Source organism: Deinococcus sp. KSM4-11, from assembly GCF_004801415.1.
Classification (GTDB): domain Bacteria; phylum Deinococcota; class Deinococci; order Deinococcales; family Deinococcaceae; genus Deinococcus.
The window spans coordinates 294,834-311,011 of the sequence record NZ_SSNX01000004.1 but is presented as its reverse complement, the minus strand read 5'-3'; the positions used below and the strand labels follow the sequence as shown (position 1 = coordinate 311,011).

Here is a 16,178-nt window from a genome sequence, read left to right as displayed (position 1 = left end):
CCCCATTCCGACTGGCCCCCTGCCACCGCTGTCGCCCGGCCGCCCCCATCCCTGGAGGACTGACCATGACCGAGTACAAGCAGGATCTGTTCCGTTACGTCGCCGAGGAGTTCGCCGAGGACTTCCACGAAGGCGAACTGCAACGCCGCGAGTTCCTGCGCCGCATGACCCTGCTGGGCGGCGGCGTGGTGGGCGCCCGCACCTTGATCGCGTCGCTGGGTATCGCGGGCGTCAGCGCCGCCGAACTCGCCCAGGCGCAGGCCGCGCCCCCACAGCCCGATCAGGCGAGCGGCGCGGGCCTGGTCGACCCGCGCGACCCGGCGATCACCGTGACGCCTATGACGTACCAGGCGCGCGGCTTCACACAGGTCGCGTACCTGGCGCGGCCCGCCGGGAACGCGCCCGCGCCCGGCATTCTGGTCATCCACGAGAACAAGGGCCTGCAACCGCACATTCAGGACATCGCGCGGCGGCTCGCGAAGGCCGGGTACATCGCCCTGGCCCCGGACCTCGTGTCGAAGATCGGCGGCACCGCGCAGTACATCGACACGGCGCAGATCAGCAGCTATCTGGCACAGGTGTCCGGCGACGAGCACGTGGCGAACCTGAAAGAGGCCGTGGCCGTACTGAAACAACAAGCGGGCGTGCAGGGCATCGGCGCGATCGGCTTCTGTTTCGGCGGGGGCCTCGCGTGGCGACTGTCCACGGAAGTGCCGGAACTCAAGGCGGTCGTGCCCTTCTACGGCCCCGCGCCGGATACCGCCAAGGTGCCGGGCATCAAGGCCGCCGTGCTGGGGGTGTACGGCGCGAACGACACGCGCATCAACGCCGGCATTCCCGCCCTGGAGACCGCGCTGAAGGCGGCCGGCACCACCTACGGCCTCAAGCAGTATGCGGGCGCCGGGCACGCCTTCAACAACGACACCGGCCAGAGCTACGTGAAGAGTGCCGCCGACGCCGCGTGGGCCGACGCGCTGGCATGGTTCACGAAGTATCTGAAGAGCTGAGGGGGAGCTGAGGGGCGCGCGTGGCTGCGAGGGGAGCTCCGCGCGCCCCTCGTTTGTCGGCCGCCTCGCTCCGCCATTGCGCTTATGGCGTTCGGGCCCGCCCGCGTTAGCCTGACCCCAGCCCGCACCCGGTTCTGCCGGAGTCGTGGCCCGACCCGGAGGTTTCCCATGACGCAGATCGTTCTGACCCGCCAGCCCTGCACCGCCCTTTCTGGAGGACAGACCGATCCATGCATGGAACCCGACCGGGGCCGACGCCCCATGTAATCCCTGATCCCGAAGCCCCTGCCACCCGTACCCGCCGGTGGCGTCGTACCTTTCTCTCGTACTACCGCCCGTACCGGCGCCTGCTGCTCGCCGATCTCGCGTGCGCCTTCATCGTGGCGGGGATCGCCGTGGTGTTCCCACTGGTGGCGCGGTTCATCACGTCGCACCTGCTGACCGGCCCCGCGCCCATCGAGACCAGCCCGATCTACGTGGCGGGCGCGCTCATGCTGGCGCTGCTGGCCGTACAGGTCGCCTGCGATACCTTCGTGGACGTCCAGGGACACATGATGGGCACCCTGATCGAACGGGACATGCGCCGCGACCTGTTCGACCACTACCAGCGGCTGCCCTACGCCTTCTACGACTCGCAGCGTACCGGTGGGCTGATGTCCCGCCTGACCGGCGACCTGGAGGCCATCAGCGAACTCGCTCACCACGGGCCGGAAGACCTGCTGATCGCCGTGGTGAAGTTCACCGGCACCTTCGCCGTGCTCATCCACGTCAACCCGGGGCTGACCTGGGTGATCTTCGCCCTGTTGCCGGTCATGACGGTGTACGCGCTGCACTTCAACCGCCGCCTGAACGCCGCGTACCTGCACAGCCGCGAGCGGATGGGCGACGTGAACGCGCAGGTCGAGGACTCTCTGTCCGGCATCCGTGTCGTACAGGCCTTCGCGAACGAACGCGCCGAGGCCCGGAAGTTCGCCCACCAGAACGCGCGCTTCGTGGGCACCAGACGGGACGTCTTCCGCAACGAGGCGTGGTTCCACCAGGGCGTGCAGACGTTCACGGGGGTACTGACGGTCATGGTGGTCGTGCTGGGCGGCGTGCTGATCGCCCGGCAGACGCTGGAACTGGCCGATCTGGTCACGTACCTGCTGCTGGTCGGGGTGCTGGTCGACCCGGTGCAGCGCTTCGCGAACTTCGCCCGCGTGTCGCAGGAGGGCATTCCCGGCTTCACGCGCTTCATGCAGATCATGGACATCCAGCCAGAGATTCAGGATGCGCCAGGGGCCGTCGCGCTGCACACAGTGAAGGGCCACATCGAGTTCCGGAACGTGTCCTTCGCGTACCGCGAGGGCGGCGAGCACGTCCTGAACGGCGTGAACCTGAGCGTCCGACCGGGCGAGACGGTGGCGCTGGTCGGGCCGTCCGGCGCGGGCAAATCGACCCTGTTCGCCCTGATCCCCCGCTTCTACGAGGTCACAGCCGGGCAGATCCTGATCGACGGGCAGGACGTCCGGGACGTGACCCTGGCCTCACTCCGACGGCAGATCGGCGTGGTGCCGCAGGACGTGTACCTGTTCGCGGGAACGGTCGCCGACAACATCCGCTACGGCTGCCCGGACGCCACCCGGCCCGAGGTGGAGGCCGCCGCCCGTCGCGCCCACGCGCACGACTTCATCGCAGCGCTGCCGGACGGCTACGACACGGACGTGGGGCAACGCGGCGTGAAGCTCTCCGGCGGGCAGAAACAGCGCCTGAGTCTGGCCCGCGCCTTCCTCAAGGACGCGCCCATCCTGATCCTCGACGAGGCCACCAGTTCTCTGGATGCGGGCAGCGAACGGGCCGTGCAACTGGCCCTGGACGACCTGCGCGGTTCGCGCACCACGCTGGTCATCGCGCACCGCCTCTCGACCATCCGCACGGCCGACCGGATTCTGGTACTCACCGAAGACGGCGTGGCCGAGGAAGGCACCCACGCGCAGCTCCTCGCGCGCGGTGGGGTATATGCCCGGTTGCACGACACTACCCTGACCCTCTGACGGATTGACGCAGCCTTGTTCGTCACTTCAGGAGTGCCAAGCGAAAGGATGGAGTAAAACCCGAATCTTCCTGCAATGAGTCTGACCGAATGCCCTCGTGCGCGGAGCGCAAGGACGATGACAGCGGACATGGAAAGAGCTGAACAACAAACTGGCAACCACGAGCCCAATCACCGACCGGCTCCCCCCCAGAGGGGCTGGGGAGCCGCAACTGAACGCAGCACCCTTCAGCTGGTGATGCGATCCACTTCCGCCAGTTCGTCGGCACTGAGTACCCAGGAGGCCGCCGCCACATTTCCGTCGATCTGCTCTGGCTTGGTGGCTCCGGCGATCACCGAGCTGGTCACGTCGAACGACAGCAGCCAGCTGAAGGCGAGTTCCAGCAGCGTGTGGCCCCGGCCTTCCGCAAACGCGCGGAGGTTCTCGACGACGTCCCAGTTGTGATCGGTGAGGTAGCGGGTCTGCGCGCCCTCGCTGCCCGTGATGCGGGCGCCTTCCGGGAGGGGCTGGTCCTTGCGGTACTTGCCGGTCAGCAGGCCGCTGGCCAGGGGGAAGTAAGGCAGCAGGCCCAGGCCGAGGTCGTTCATGGTGGGGATCAGGTCGCGTTCGATGCCCCGGACGAGGAGGCTGTGTTCATCCTGGCAGGAGGTGAAGCGCGCCAGTCCTTTCTCGCGGGCAATCCGGTCGGCGTCGCGGACGCCGGCGGCGTCCATGTTGGACACGCCGATGAAGCGGACGAGCCCCGCCTGCACGGCCTCTTCGAGCGCCCCGAGGGTTTCTGCGATGGGCGTGCTGGCGTCCGGGGTGTGCAGCTGGTACAGGTCGAGGTGGTCCGTGCCGAGGCGTTTGAGACTGGCTTCGAGGGCCGAGCGGACGTACTCGGGTCTGCCACCCTTGCGGCCGTCGCCCATGTCGTGACCGAACTTGCTGGCCAGGACGATGCGGCTGCGTTCGGCCCCGAGAGCCTTGCCGAGCATGTCCTCGCTGCCGCCCCGGTTGCCGTACACGTCGGCGGTGTCGAACAGGGTGATACCCGCGTCGAGGGCGCGGCGGACGACGGCGTCCGTTGCGGCCTGATCGAGGCGTCCGCCAAAGTTGTTGCAGCCCAGGCCCACGGTGGAAACCTGCAGGCCGGAGTGTCCCAGTGGTCGCGTTTGCATGCGCCCATGCTAGGGCCATGAGCGTGAGGGAAGTCCGGGGCGGGGGCTTCGGGAAGCCTTGGGACTTGCCTCCTCACGGGCGCGGGGCAGACTGGGTGGGTGAGCCGCTCTCCCCTGTCTAACCGATCCGGTTCTCCCCTGGTGCCGGTGCGCCGCACGCCGCAGGTCCGTCCGGCGCTGGCCATCACGGCGGCGCTGATCGCGGGCCTGTGGGGCGAGGAGATCGTGGATCTGAGCGTGTTCGGCGGTCACCTGGACTACTACGGCATCGAGCCCCGGGATACGCAGACATTCTGGCACGTGCTGACCGCGCCCTTTTTGCACGCGGGATTCCCGCACCTGATCGCGAACACCGTGCCGCTGGCGGTTCTCACGTTCATGAGTGCGGTGCGGAACATATGGCGCTTCGTGGCGGCCACGCTGATCATCGCGGTGCTGGGCGGGGCGCTGGTGTGGCTGTTCGGGCGGGGCGGGAGCGTGCACCTGGGCGCAAGCGAGCTGATTTTCGGCCTGCTGGCGTACCTGCTGGGCGTGGGCTGGTGGGAGCGGACGCCCGTGGCGATTGGCGTGGCCGTGATCGCGTTCGTGCTGTACGGCGGCATCCTGTGGGGCGTGCTGCCCGGCAATCCGTACGTGTCGTGGGAGTCGCACCTGTTTGGGTTTCTCGCGGGACTGGTGGCGGCGCTCGTGCTGCACGGGCGGCGACCCGGAAGGAACAGCTTCAGAGGGTAACGATACCGCCGGGTGTCTGAAGCACGGCGCGCAGTTCGGCCTGCGGGGCCTCGTACACCTCGACCTCGCCCTGGAATTGCAGGGCGTCCAGGCGGGCGCGCAGGCGATCCGGGTGCGAGGTGCCGAGTTGTAGCTTCACCAGCCGCACCCCCGCATCCTCCAGCCGGGTGGGGGGCGGCGGGGTCAGCCAGTGGATCAGGGAGGGCGCGACGCCGTACATGGGCAGGCTTCCATCCGCCGCGACGGTCAGCCGCCAGCGGTTCTCGCCCCGCGCCAGTTCCAGCACGTCGTTGCTGGGCGTGAGGCCCTCGACCGACGCCACCCAGTGAATTAACGCCGGGCCGACCTCCAGACGCTCCCGCATTTCCTGGGTATCCAGCGCGAACCAGCGGGGACGCGGCGGGGTGGGCGCGTCGGGATTCACCGCGACGACTTCCAGGTAGGCGTCCGGGCCGAGGGACAGCACGGCATTGTGCGTGCCGAAGGTGTCGTGGGTGCCGCCGGGCTGCATGCTCACGCCCAGGCGACCTTCCAGCCACGCCCGGCCTTCGTCCAGCGTGCGGGCAGCAATGACCAAATGGTCGAGGTGGGCAGTCATGCGCCCAGGATACGGTCAGGGCGCGACACCCACGTCACGCGCCGCGTGGGCGGCTCATGCCGTTCAGGTCGCCGAGGATGATGGCGGCGGCCTTCTCCCCGCTTTCCAGGGCGCCCTGGATGCCGCTCATGGCCGTCACCTCGCCTGCGATGAGCACGCCGGGCAGGCCGGTGGCGTGCCCCGGCAGGCTGGCGGCGTACGCCGGGGGTTGCGGGTACTGCGCGTGCCGGATGCGTTCGATCAGCAGGGGGCGCAGGGAGTCGGCGGATGGGCCGTACCAGCGGCCCAGTTCGCCACGCACATGGGCGTCCAGCGCGGCGTCGTCGAGTTCCGGGAGGCCCAGAACCGTGACGGTCAACTGGTGCTGTCCGGCCGGGGCACGGCCGGGAATGGCAGTGCTGAGCCACTGAGCGTTGTTGATGAAGCCGTCCTCAGCATTCAGGATGAGGCGCACTTCCGGGTCGATCCGCTCAGCGGTGGCGTAGTGCAGGTACGTGCTGCCCACGCTGCCGCGCGAGGTGGGCTCGCCGGTCAGGGCCTGCGTGGTGTCGGGATCGGTGGCGACGATCACCTGCTTTGCGTCGAGTTCTCCAGCGGTGGTGGCGGTCGTGACGTGCTCGCCGTGGGGGGTCAGGTGGGTCACGCGGGTGGAGAGGGTGATGTCCAGCTTCTGGGCGAGCTGCGCCGTGAGCACGCCCATGCCGGCGCGGGGCAGGGCCGCGCCACCGTCCATCAGCATGCGGAAGTAGTAGCGGAACAGCCGGGCAGACGTGCCCAGGCTGCGGTCGAGGAAGATCCCTCCGAAGAACGGGCGGAAGAAGGCGTCCAGGGCCACGTCGCCGAAGCCCTGGCGGCGCAGGTACGCCTCGGTGGTCTCGTCGGGGCCGGTCAGCAGGCGGTGTGGAGGGGACAGCCGCAGTGCTGCGGCCAGTTTGGCGACGAGCAGCTTGTCGGTCAGGGGGAGTACGCGGGTGGTCAGTGTGGAGAACAGCGCGGCCGGATCGCGAATGGGATCGCCGAGCACGTCGGCCCGCTCGCCCCGCCGGATCACGGCGGCGGGCGCGATGGGCACCAGATCGAGCGCGCCCAGGTTCAGCTGCCGTTTTACGGCCGGGTAAGCGGGGAACAGCACCTGATACCCGGCGTCGAGGGTGAAGCCGTCCAGCACGCGTGAACGGACGCGTCCCCCCGCTTCCGCGCCCGCCTCGATGACCTGCACGCGTCTGCCCGCACGTGCCAGGGTGCGCGCCGCCGTGAGGCCCGCGAGCCCCCCTCCAATGACCAGAACGTCCAGCATGGGCACAGCCTAGAGCAGTGGGCGGAGGGCACAGGGCCGACGATTCGTGGCCCTGTACCCTCCGCCGCCGCTCAGTCCGTGGCGGGCGCGGTGTTCAGGCGGGTTTCTTCGATCTTGACGGTGCCGCGGCCCTTCAGAGGGCGTTCCGGCAGGAAGACCGTGACCAGGAAGGCCAGCCCGACCAGGATCGCGGACACCAGGAACACGTGGTCGATGGCACCCATCAGCACGCCGCGCAGGGCGTCCAGGATGGGGGTCAGGAGTTCCGGATGGCCGACCTTGCCCAGGGCTCCGCCAAGGGCCTGCTGCGCCTGGGCGCTGCTCAGGACGTTCGGGTTGGCGATCGCGGCCTGCACGGCGGCGGGCAGGGCCTTCGCGGCAGCGGGAAGCTGCGGGCCGAGGTTCGCCGCGAGTTGCGCGTTCACGAGCGCACCGAACAGGCTGACGGCCAGGGTGCCGCCGATCTGTCGGAAGAACTGGTTGCCGCCGGTGGCGCTGCCGAGCTGTTCGCGGGGCGCGGCGTTCTGCACGGCCAGGGTCAGCTGGCTGTTCACGGGGCCCAGGCCGATCCCGAGCAGGATCATCAGGCCCACGGCGAGGATCAGCGGGGTGCTCAGGGAGAGCTGCGTGGCGAGAACCAGCGAGGCGGTGGCAATGGCCGCCCCGGTCAGCACCATCCACTTGTAGCGGCCGGTGCGGCTCACGATCTGCCCCGACAGGGTGCTGGTGAGGATCATGCCGCCCATCAGGGGGGCGAGGGCCAGACCGCTGCCACTGGCGCTGGAGCCGCGCACGCCCTGCATGTACAGCGGCAGGTACAGGATCGCGGCGTACATGCCCGCGCTGACCAGCAGGCCAGCCATGGAGGCCGTGAAGATCGAGCGTTCGCCCATCAGGCGCAGGTTCAGGATCGGGCGCTCCTGCGTGCGCGAGTGCCACGCGTACCAGCCGCCCAGCAGAACGGTGGCGGCGAGCAGACCCAGGATGGTGCCGCTCCCCCAGGCGTAGGTGCCGCCGCCCCAGCTCATGGCGAGCGTCAGGGTGGTCACGGTACCGGCGAGCAGCGCCGCGCCCAGCGCGTCGAAGTGCCCGCGCGCGCCGGGGGCCGGCAGGCGGAAGAAGCGGAAGATGACGGCGGCGGCCAGCAGCGCGAAAGGGATGTTCACGAAGAACACGCTGCGCCACCCAAAGTGGTCCGTGAGGAAGCCCCCGACCAGCGGCCCAACCACGGAGGACACGCCCCACACGGCGCCGGTGTACCCCTGGTACTTGCCGCGTTCGATGGGCGTGAAGATGTCGGCGATGGCGGTGAAGCTCATGGCCATCAGGGTGCCGCCGCCGATGCCCTGCAAGGCCCGCCAGATGATGAGCTGCTCCATGCTGGTCACGAAGCCCAGCGCGACCGAGCAGACCGCGAACACGGCGATGCCGAACAGCAGCAGCGGGCGCCGCCCGAAGCGGTCGCTGACCGTGCCGACGATGGGAATGGTGATGGTGGTGGCCAGCGAGTAGGCGGTGAAGGCCCAGGCGTACAGGTGGAAGCCGCCCAGGTCGCTGATCACGCGCGGCATGGCGCTGCCGACCACGGTGAGGTTCAGCGAGGCGAGGAACAGGACGGTCAGGATGCCGATGAACGCGAGCAGTTTTTCGCGCGGGGTCAGGCTGGCCCCGGCGTGGGCAGATTGGGTGGGGGTGGGACTGGTCATGCGGTTCTCCCAGTGGTCAGGGGGGCGGCGTTCAGCGCTTCGTGCAGGGCGCTGAGGGCACCCAGGGCGGCCTGCACGGTGGGCGCGGGGACGTTCCCGAAGTGGGTGTGGACGATGTCCTGGCCGCTGGCGCGGACGCGGGTACGGGTGGCCTGTCCCTGCGGCGTGAGGCGCAGGTCGAAGCGGCGCAGGTCGGCGGGATCGGTGACGCGTTCCACCAGGCCGGCCTCGACGAGCTTGGTGATGATCCGGGTGACGGTGGGGGCGGGGAGGTTCTGCGCGGCGGCGACCTTGCCGGGCGTATGGGCACCGTCCATGATGGCGGCCAGCACGACAAGTTCCTTGGTGTTCAGGCCAGTGGCGTGTTCGAGCGGCTCGTCGAGCGCCTGCTTGAAGCGCCGAGAGAGGCGCAGCGTGAGCCGGACGACGTCGTAGAGATCGTCGGCTGGAGTCGGAGAAAGGGGAACACTCATTTCATCTGGAAGTATTCCAGACGGAAGCTCTCTGGGCAAGCCTCAGGTGTTCATCCAGCAGGGACAGCCCCCGGACACGCGTTCATCGCGCCCCATACGCCTTCACTGTGTCTGTCGCGCGAGCCGACCGGCCTACACCAGCACGCGCACCTCCGTCCAGCCGTCCAGCAGTTCGCTCAGGCGTGCTCCTCCCAGCAGGTGCGCCCGCAGCACCCCCGCCACCCACCACAGCGCGTCCGGCGGCAGGACATGTGGGTCGAACCACGCGACCTCCGAGGTCTTGTCGAGGGGCCGGGGCTCTCCCGTCCACGTCCGCGCCCGGAAGAACACATCCGCACCCTGCGCGCCAGCATGGTCGTAGCGGCACAGTCCCAGGGCGTCCAGCCCACCCACCTCGGCCACGATCCCGACCTCCTCGAACGCCTCGCGGACGGCGGCGGCAGCCAGGGCCTCTCCGGCCTCCACGCGCCCGCCGGGCAGGCCCCACTCGCCCTCGCCGTACGAGGTGCCCGAGCGGCGCCCCAGCAGCACCCGCCCACGCCAGTCCTGCACGATCAGCCAGGAGACCAGATGGAAGGTCACGCCTCTCCCTGTACCGGCTGGCCCCCTACCGTCTGCGCCGGTCGGCAGGCCCACCAGCCGCTCAGGAGCACCACCCCCGTCACGCCGATCAGGAACCACAGGGGGACGTGCCATCCGCCCGCGCGGTCATGCAGCGCCCCGAAGGCCACCGGCCCACCCGCCGCCAGCAGGTAGCCCACGCCCTGCGCGAGCCCCGAGAGCTGCGCCACCTGTGCCGGAAACGCGGCGCGCACCGAGATCAGGTACAGCGCCAGCGGGAAGGTGCTGCCGGAGCCCGCACCGAGCAGCAGGATGCCGACCAGGGGAGCTGCGGGCACGTACAGCAGCCACAGGAGTCCCGCCAGTACCAGCGCCACCGCCAGCATGACCAGCACGAACGGCTGCCGGACCCGTCCGGCCAGGATCGGGATGAGCAGCGCGAACGGCAACTGCACGAGGTTCCCCAGCGACAGCAGTCCGCCGCCCACCCCGGCACTGAGTCCCTGGTCGTGCCACACGCGCGGCAGCCACGCCAGCCACGTGAAGAAGACCAGCGCCTGCGTGCCCATGAACAGCGTGACCGGCCACGCGTACGGATTGCGCCACAGCTCGCTCCACACGGGCACCGCGTCCGCCTGGTGGTGAGGCCGGCCAAAGACCGTCGGCAGCCACGCCAGCGCGCCCACCCCGGCCAGTCCCGCCCAGGTGCCCAGCGACGCCCGCCACGACCCGCCCGTCATGGCCTGGAGCGGCACAGCGACCGCCGAGGCGAGCGCCGCTCCCCCCACGACCGCGAGCGTGTAGACGCCCAGCATCAGCCCCACCTGGGCGGGAAACTCACGGCGAACCAGACTGGGCAGCAGCACGTTCACCAGCGCAATGCCCGCGCCGACCAGGACGGTGCCGGTCAGGATCACGCCAAGGGACGGCCCCGCCCGCAACAGCGCCCCCACGCCCAGCACCCCGATCAGGGCCAGGATCAGCGTCTCGCTGCTCCAGTGGCGGGTGAGCAGCGGGGCCAGCGGCGCGAGCAGTCCCCAGCACAGCAGCGGAATGGCGGTCAGCAGACCCGCCGAGGCGGCACTCAGGTGCAGGTCTGCCTGGATCTGAGGCAGCAGCGGCCCGAAGCCCGCGATGGCCGGACGAAGGTTGACCGCCACCAGCACCACACCCAGCACCAGCAACGAGGGCGGGAGGGCGCGGCGGAACCGGGACTCGGCGGGAATCATCTTCCTCACCATGCCGCATCACAGCGCTAGACGGAACCACTGGTCGGCGGCTGCCAGGCGCGAGCCGCCGCTGGCTGCCCTCCAGCCTGACCCTTGGCCCACAAACCCGCTCCGAACCCGTGGACGGTCAGGCCCAGGAGTCAAAGACACGCTCAAGCCGAGCAGGGTCACCGTTTGCTATGCTCCGCTTGCGTCACCGGGGGTGCCCTGAATCTGCAACAGGGCTGAGACATACCCCAGGAACCTGATCCGGGTCATTCCGGCGGAGGGAGCGTGACCGGAGCGGCCCCAGCGTGGCCCTCCCCGCTTCCCCTCGAGACGCGAGGGGACTTTTTTATGCGTAGCACCGCTGTATGCCTGACCCTGCTGCTGTCCGCAGCCGCCCACGCCCAGACCGCCACCCTGACCGTGGCCACCCACGATTCCTTCGAGGTGGACAAGAACCTCATCGCCGCGTTCGAACAGGCCAACGCGGTGAAGGTGCGCTTCGTGAAGGGCGGCGACGCCGGTGATCTGCTCAACCGTCTGATCCTCACGCGCCGCGCTCCCGTTGCCGACGTCGTGTACGGTCTGGACAACAGCCTGCTGGCCCGCGCGAAAGCGGCCGACCTGCTCTCGCCCTACGTCTCTCCCAACCTGAAGAACGTCCCCGCCGCCCGCCGCCTGGACGGGGCCGGGTTCCTGAACACCGTCGATTACGGCTATGTAGCCCTGAACTACGACCGCGCGTACTTCCAGAAGGCGGGCCTGGCCCTCCCGAAAACGCTGGACGACCTGAACACGCCCACCTACGCCAGACTGACGGTCGTGGAAAGCCCCGCCACCAGCTCGACCGGCCTGGCCTTCCTGCTCGCCACCGTGAACCACTACGGTGAACAAAGGGCGTGGACGTGGTGGAAACAGGCCCGCCTGAACGGCATGAAGGTCGCCCGCGGCTGGAGCGACGCGTACTACAAGGACTTCACGCGCGGCGGCGGCAAATATCCGATTGTCCTGTCGTACGCCAGCAGTCCGGCCGCCGAGGTGTTCTACGCCGACGGCTACGATCCCAAGAAGTTGCCCGAGCAGGCTCCCACCGGGAATCTCCTGCTGCCCGGCTCGACGTGGCTGCAACTTGAAGGTGTCGGCATCCTGAAGGGCACGAAACAAGCCGCGCTGGCGCGCAAATTTGTGGACTTCATGCTCAGCGCCCCCGTGCAGTCTGATTTCCCCACCCGCATGTGGGTGTATCCGGCCGTGGGCGGCGTGGCCCTCGATCCGGTGTACCGCTTCGCCCAGGTGCCCGACCTCCAGCCCATGAAGGACGTCATCCCCACCAATCCGCAGCGGCTCGTGGACGCCTGGGTAACGAACGTCCTGCGGGCGAGGTAAGGGCGAGCGGCGGCGTGGGAGCAGGCTCAACCCCCGAGAGGACGTGAGAAGACGCTCAGGTCCGTCTGGCACCTTACCGTGCTGCAGGCGCTCAGGCGGGGCCGACTGATGGTGCGGCCCGGATGACCTCATGCCCAGCGCTGCGCCCCCGAAAGGCCAGAGGGGCTGAGGGGGTGGAGCAGCCGTGACCAGCAAACCGACAGCCTTTCTCCTCACCATCCCTGCCCTGCTGTTCATCGCGGCCTTCCTGGCCGTGCCCCTGATCCGCACCCTGCTCGAAGGCGGCGTGAACCTGAACGTCTGGCGCGATCCGTACTTCCTGGGCCGCCTGGGCTGGACGCTGGCGCAGGCGGCGGGCTCGGCTGTGATCGCGCTGCTGCTGGGGGCACCACTGGCCTACCTGTTGTCGCAGTACGACGTGCCCGGCAAGGCGCTGTTCCTGCGGCTGCTACTGCTGCCGTTCGTGACGCCGGTGCTGGTGGCGGTGCTGGGCCTGTCGGCGCTGCTCGGCCCGCACGGCTGGGTGACGCGCTGGACGGGTGTTGACCTCGGCGACTCGCCAGCGCTGCTGATCCTGGGCAATCTGTTCTTCAACCTCCCGCTGATGATCCGCCTAGCGTATGGCGGCTTCTCGCGCGTGCCGCCGTCCATGATCGGTGCGGCGCGGTCGCTTGGTGCTCCGGCGTGGCGGGCAGCGCTGACCGTGGCGGTGCCGCTGGCCTTGCCGGGGCTGGCAGCCGGAACGGTGTTGGTGTTCCTGTATTCGGCGCTGAGTTTCGGGCTGCCCCTGGCCCTGGGCGGCGAGACGTACGCGACGCTGGAGGTGGAGATCTACCAGTCGGCGTTCGCGCTGCGGCTGTCGGAGGCGAGCGCATTGATCCTGGGGCAGCTGGCGCTGACGCTGGTGGCGACGTGGGCGTACGTGTCGCTTCAGCGGGGCGGAACCGGCGTGCCACCCTCGAACCTGCCGGGAGCGCGGGGCGGGGCGCTGGTAGGAGTGCTGCTGCTCGGCGGGGTGGTGGCGTTGATCTGCTTCGCGCCGCTCGTGGCCGTGCTCCTGCGGGGGCTGCTGGGTACGTCCGGGCCAACACTGACATACTGGCGGGGCGTGCTGACGGATGGGGACTCTGCCCTGCTGGTGTGGAATACCGTGCGCTTCGCCGTTCTGGCCGGGGCCGGGGCGCTCGTGCTGGGATCGCTGTTCGCGCTGGGCGCCTGGCAGGCCCGTTCGCGGGTGCTGGACGTGGTGTCGCTGCTGCCGCTGATGGTGTCGCCGGTCAGTCTGGCCGTGGGCTACCTGCTCGCGTACCCGACGCTGGCGGCCACCCTGCCCATGCTGCTGGCGGCCTACGTGCTGCTGGCCCTGCCCCTGGTCGTACGCTCGCTGCTCCCGGCGCTGCGGGCCCTGCCGCCCCGCGTGCTGGAGGCGGCCCGCACGTTGGGCGCAGATCCCTGGACGGTGCACCGCACGGTCACGTTCCCGCTGACGCTGCCCGCCCTGCGTGGGGGCGCGGCCCTGGCCCTCTCGACGGTGCTGGGCGAATTCGGCGCGACGCTGGTGCTCACCCGTCCGGAGTGGGCGACCCTGAGTACTGGCCTGTACGAGCGCCTGGGCCGTCCCGGCGAGCGGAACCTGGGCGAGGCCTGCGCGCTGGCCACTGGCCTGCTGCTCCTGTCTGCCCTGGTCTTCACGGTGTTGGATGGCGGACGGGGGGAGGTGGCGTGAAGGCGCTGGCCCTGTTCGACCTGAGCAAATCCTTCGGCCCGGTACGCGCCGTGCAGGACGTCTCGCTGGAGATCGCAGCCGGTGAGACCCTGACGCTGCTGGGGCCGTCCGGTTGCGGCAAAAGTACCGTGCTGCGCTGCGTGGCGGGCCTGGAACGTCCGGACACGGGGCGGGTGGTCGTCGCGGGTCGGGAGGTGACGGCCCTGCCGCCGGAGGCCCGGCACGTGGGCCTGGTGTTTCAGGATTACGCGCTGTTCCCGCACCTGAATGTGCTGGGGAACGTGGCCTACGGCCCCCGCATGCGGGGCCAGTCCCGCGCCCAGGCCGAGGCACGGGCCAGGGAAGCACTGGCGCTGGTTGGCCTGGAAACCCTGGAAGCGCGCCGCGTGACGCAGTTGTCGGGCGGACAGCAGCAGCGGGTGGCGCTGGCCCGCGCGCTGGCCACGGACGCGGGCCTGCTGCTGCTGGACGAGCCGCTCTCGAATCTGGACGAGCAGCTCCGGGAGGAGTTGCGGGCCGACCTGCGTGCCCTGTTCGCACGGGTGGGAGCGGGCGTGCTGCTGGTCACGCACGACCAGCGGGAGGCGCTGGCCCTGAGCGACCGGGTAGCGGTCATGCGCGCGGGAAGGGTGGTGCAGCAGGGCGCCGCGCGCCAGGTGTTCGAGCGGCCGAACAGCGCGTGGGTGGCAGCGTTCCTGGGATGGGAGAACATCCTGCCGGGCGGGCCGGGCCGGGCGCGGTTGGTGCCGGAGGACGCCGCCCGGCTGGGCAGTGGCGAGGCGTGGCCGGTGCGTGTCCAGCAGCGCACTGAGGCGGGTCTGACGGTGACGGTGGCGCATCCGCTCGGTTCGCTGACCCTCCACCTGAGCGCGCGTGAGGCGGCCGCGCTGGACGGCGATGTCCTGCGCCTTGAGGTGGATTCCTCCAGAGTGTTGGACGTGCCCGACGACCGGGACACGGCGGGCACGTGGGTGCCTCATCTGAGCGCCGGCGCGTCGTGACGTCCAGTTAAGATCAGACCGTGGGGTCGGTCGGCCGCGCCTGACTTTCCCAGTGGCCGCATGGACGCGCGCCAGTGGCCGCCACGCCGCAGGAGGAGAGCATGCTCAGGAACCGACGTGTGGCGTTCCGTGTGCTGGCGATCTGGCTGTTCGTGGCAGGGGTGGCCCTGCTGTTCCCGACGATTGCCGACCGGGTCTTCGACCTGCACCTCACGAACTGGGGGGTGGCGTCCGAGTACGGGGGCGTGCTGCTCGGCCTGAGCGCGCTGTACTGGCTGTTCTCCACCGATACCGAGCGCTACGCCCCGGTGATGGAACTGGCGGCCGTCGCGCTGCTGCTGAACGTCGTCATCAACGTCTACTGGTGGGCGGTCGGCCACTACTCCTTCCAGAGCGCAGTGTTCAATGTGGTGCTGAACAGCGTGCTGGCCGCGTGGATGTGGAGCCTGCGGCCCCGCCTGGGTGCCGCGTCCTGAGCCCAGGCAGGGCGGCCCCTAGACTGGAAGGATGACCGCGTGGATTCTGGTGGGTGGCCGGCTGGTGCTCACGCCGGCGCTGCTGGCCCTGCCGCGCCCAGAGGTCGTGGTGGCAGCCGACGGCGGAGCGCGGCACGCGAAGCGGCTGGGCGTGCGCGTGGACGCGTGGGTCGGAGATTTCGATTCCTCGGACGGCGTGCAGGTGGACGCGCCGCGCGAGGTGCACCCGACCGCGAAGGACGAGACGGACGCGGGACTGGCCGTGCGGGTGGCGCTGGAACGGGGTGCCCGCGAGCTGGTCTTCATCGGGGCGTTCGGGGGCCGCTTCGACCACACGGCGGCGCTGCTGCTGGGGGGTGTGCGGCTGGCGCGCGACCGGCACGTGAGCGTGATCCTGACGAGCGGGGACGAGTGGGCGTGGCCGCTGCTGCCCGGCGCCGCCCTGAGCCTGAATGTCCCGGTAGGCGTGACCCTCAGCGTGCTCGCGTGCTCGGAGGTGCGGGGCCTGACGCTGACGGGCGTACGCTGGCCGCTGTCGGCGGCGGATATTCCGCTGGGGAGCGGCTGGACGCTCAGCAACGAGGCGCAGGGCGGGCCGGTGGTCGCCTCGCTGCACGGAGGCTACGCGCTGCTGACCGCACTGTACGGCGAGTTTCCCGTTCCCTGAGCCGGAACCTCGCGCCCTGGCAGCGAGGCAGGGTTCCCCTCTCCCCGTGACCGGCTCATGAAGGAGGACATGGTCGGGAACCCGGCGGATGCACTGGGCGTATCTACAGCCAATGAGACAGAGACGTGGTCTGGGATGCGG

The 16,178-nt window shown here is 69.8% G+C and carries 15 protein-coding genes and 1 riboswitch; of the genes, 8 read left to right on the top strand and 7 right to left on the bottom strand.

Features of this window, described 5'->3' with window-relative positions:
* Positions 1 to 65: 65 nt before the first annotated feature.
* A complete protein-coding gene (locus E7T09_RS13735) occupies positions 66 to 1,007 on the top strand; it encodes a dienelactone hydrolase family protein (RefSeq protein WP_136389748.1) in 942 nt (313 codons plus the stop codon).
* A 230-nt stretch (positions 1,008 to 1,237) separates the two neighbouring features.
* Positions 1,238 to 3,040, top strand: coding sequence for an ABC transporter ATP-binding protein (locus E7T09_RS13730; RefSeq protein ID WP_136389747.1), 1,803 nt, complete (start codon positions 1,238 to 1,240; stop codon positions 3,038 to 3,040).
* A gap of 227 nt (positions 3,041 to 3,267) precedes the next feature.
* Here E7T09_RS13730 and E7T09_RS13725 read toward each other — a convergent pair whose 3' ends face one another.
* Positions 3,268 to 4,200, bottom strand: a complete 933-nt coding sequence (locus E7T09_RS13725; RefSeq protein ID WP_136389746.1) for an aldo/keto reductase — start codon at positions 4,198 to 4,200, stop codon at positions 3,268 to 3,270.
* Between the two features lie 99 nt (positions 4,201 to 4,299).
* Between E7T09_RS13725 and E7T09_RS13720 the strand changes: the two genes are divergently transcribed.
* On the top strand, positions 4,300 to 4,932 hold the full coding sequence (locus tag E7T09_RS13720) for a rhomboid family intramembrane serine protease (protein ID WP_240741788.1): 633 nt from the start codon (positions 4,300 to 4,302) through the stop codon (positions 4,930 to 4,932).
* Here E7T09_RS13720 and E7T09_RS13715 read toward each other — a convergent pair.
* The 6 genes from E7T09_RS13715 to E7T09_RS13690 form a co-directional block, all read right to left on the bottom strand.
* Positions 4,922 to 5,530, bottom strand: coding sequence for a VOC family protein (locus E7T09_RS13715; protein ID WP_136389745.1), 609 nt, complete (start codon positions 5,528 to 5,530; stop codon positions 4,922 to 4,924). The genes E7T09_RS13720 and E7T09_RS13715 overlap by 11 nt on opposite strands.
* A 34-nt stretch (positions 5,531 to 5,564) precedes the next feature.
* Positions 5,565 to 6,827, bottom strand: coding sequence for an NAD(P)/FAD-dependent oxidoreductase (locus E7T09_RS13710; protein ID WP_136389744.1), 1,263 nt, complete (start codon positions 6,825 to 6,827; stop codon positions 5,565 to 5,567).
* A 71-nt stretch (positions 6,828 to 6,898) separates the two neighbouring features.
* Positions 6,899 to 8,533, bottom strand: coding sequence for an MDR family MFS transporter (locus E7T09_RS13705; protein ID WP_136389743.1), 1,635 nt, complete (start codon positions 8,531 to 8,533; stop codon positions 6,899 to 6,901).
* Positions 8,530 to 9,006, bottom strand: coding sequence for a MarR family winged helix-turn-helix transcriptional regulator (locus E7T09_RS13700; RefSeq protein WP_136389742.1), 477 nt, complete (start codon positions 9,004 to 9,006; stop codon positions 8,530 to 8,532). The genes E7T09_RS13705 and E7T09_RS13700 overlap by 4 nt, the downstream gene beginning before the upstream one ends.
* Before the next feature lie 132 nt (positions 9,007 to 9,138).
* The gene (locus E7T09_RS13695) at positions 9,139 to 9,588 is read right to left on the bottom strand and encodes an NUDIX domain-containing protein (protein ID WP_136389741.1); all 450 of its coding nucleotides are present in this window, start codon (positions 9,586 to 9,588) and stop codon (positions 9,139 to 9,141) included.
* Positions 9,585 to 10,796 (bottom strand): MFS transporter, encoded by a 1,212-nt coding sequence (locus tag E7T09_RS13690; protein WP_168734848.1) that lies wholly within the window; start codon positions 10,794 to 10,796, stop codon positions 9,585 to 9,587. Before E7T09_RS13690 ends, E7T09_RS13695 begins: the two co-directional genes overlap by 4 nt.
* A gap of 188 nt (positions 10,797 to 10,984) precedes the next feature.
* Positions 10,985 to 11,085: riboswitch (TPP riboswitch) on the top strand.
* 47 nt (positions 11,086 to 11,132) lie between these two features.
* Here E7T09_RS13690 and E7T09_RS13685 point away from each other — a divergent pair.
* The 5 genes from E7T09_RS13685 to E7T09_RS13665 all read left to right on the top strand — a co-directional run bounded on the left by E7T09_RS13685 (position 11,133) and on the right by E7T09_RS13665 (position 16,037).
* Positions 11,133 to 12,167: a thiamine ABC transporter substrate-binding protein gene (locus tag E7T09_RS13685; RefSeq protein ID WP_136389739.1), complete on the top strand. Its 1,035-nt coding sequence runs from the start codon at positions 11,133 to 11,135 to the stop codon at positions 12,165 to 12,167.
* A 184-nt stretch (positions 12,168 to 12,351) separates the two neighbouring features.
* Positions 12,352 to 13,893: an iron ABC transporter permease gene (locus E7T09_RS13680; RefSeq protein WP_240741787.1), complete on the top strand. Its 1,542-nt coding sequence runs from the start codon at positions 12,352 to 12,354 to the stop codon at positions 13,891 to 13,893.
* Positions 13,890 to 14,894 (top strand): ABC transporter ATP-binding protein, encoded by a 1,005-nt coding sequence (locus E7T09_RS13675; RefSeq protein ID WP_136389738.1) that lies wholly within the window; start codon positions 13,890 to 13,892, stop codon positions 14,892 to 14,894. Before E7T09_RS13680 ends, E7T09_RS13675 begins: the two co-directional genes overlap by 4 nt.
* A gap of 101 nt (positions 14,895 to 14,995) precedes the next feature.
* Positions 14,996 to 15,370 carry a hypothetical protein gene (locus E7T09_RS13670; protein WP_136389737.1) on the top strand — a complete coding sequence of 125 codons (375 nt, stop codon included), beginning with the start codon at positions 14,996 to 14,998 and terminating at the stop codon, positions 15,368 to 15,370.
* 31 nt (positions 15,371 to 15,401) lie between these two features.
* The gene (locus E7T09_RS13665; protein ID WP_136389736.1) at positions 15,402 to 16,037 is read left to right on the top strand and encodes a thiamine diphosphokinase; all 636 of its coding nucleotides are present in this window, start codon (positions 15,402 to 15,404) and stop codon (positions 16,035 to 16,037) included.
* Positions 16,038 to 16,178: the final 141 nt, after the last annotated feature.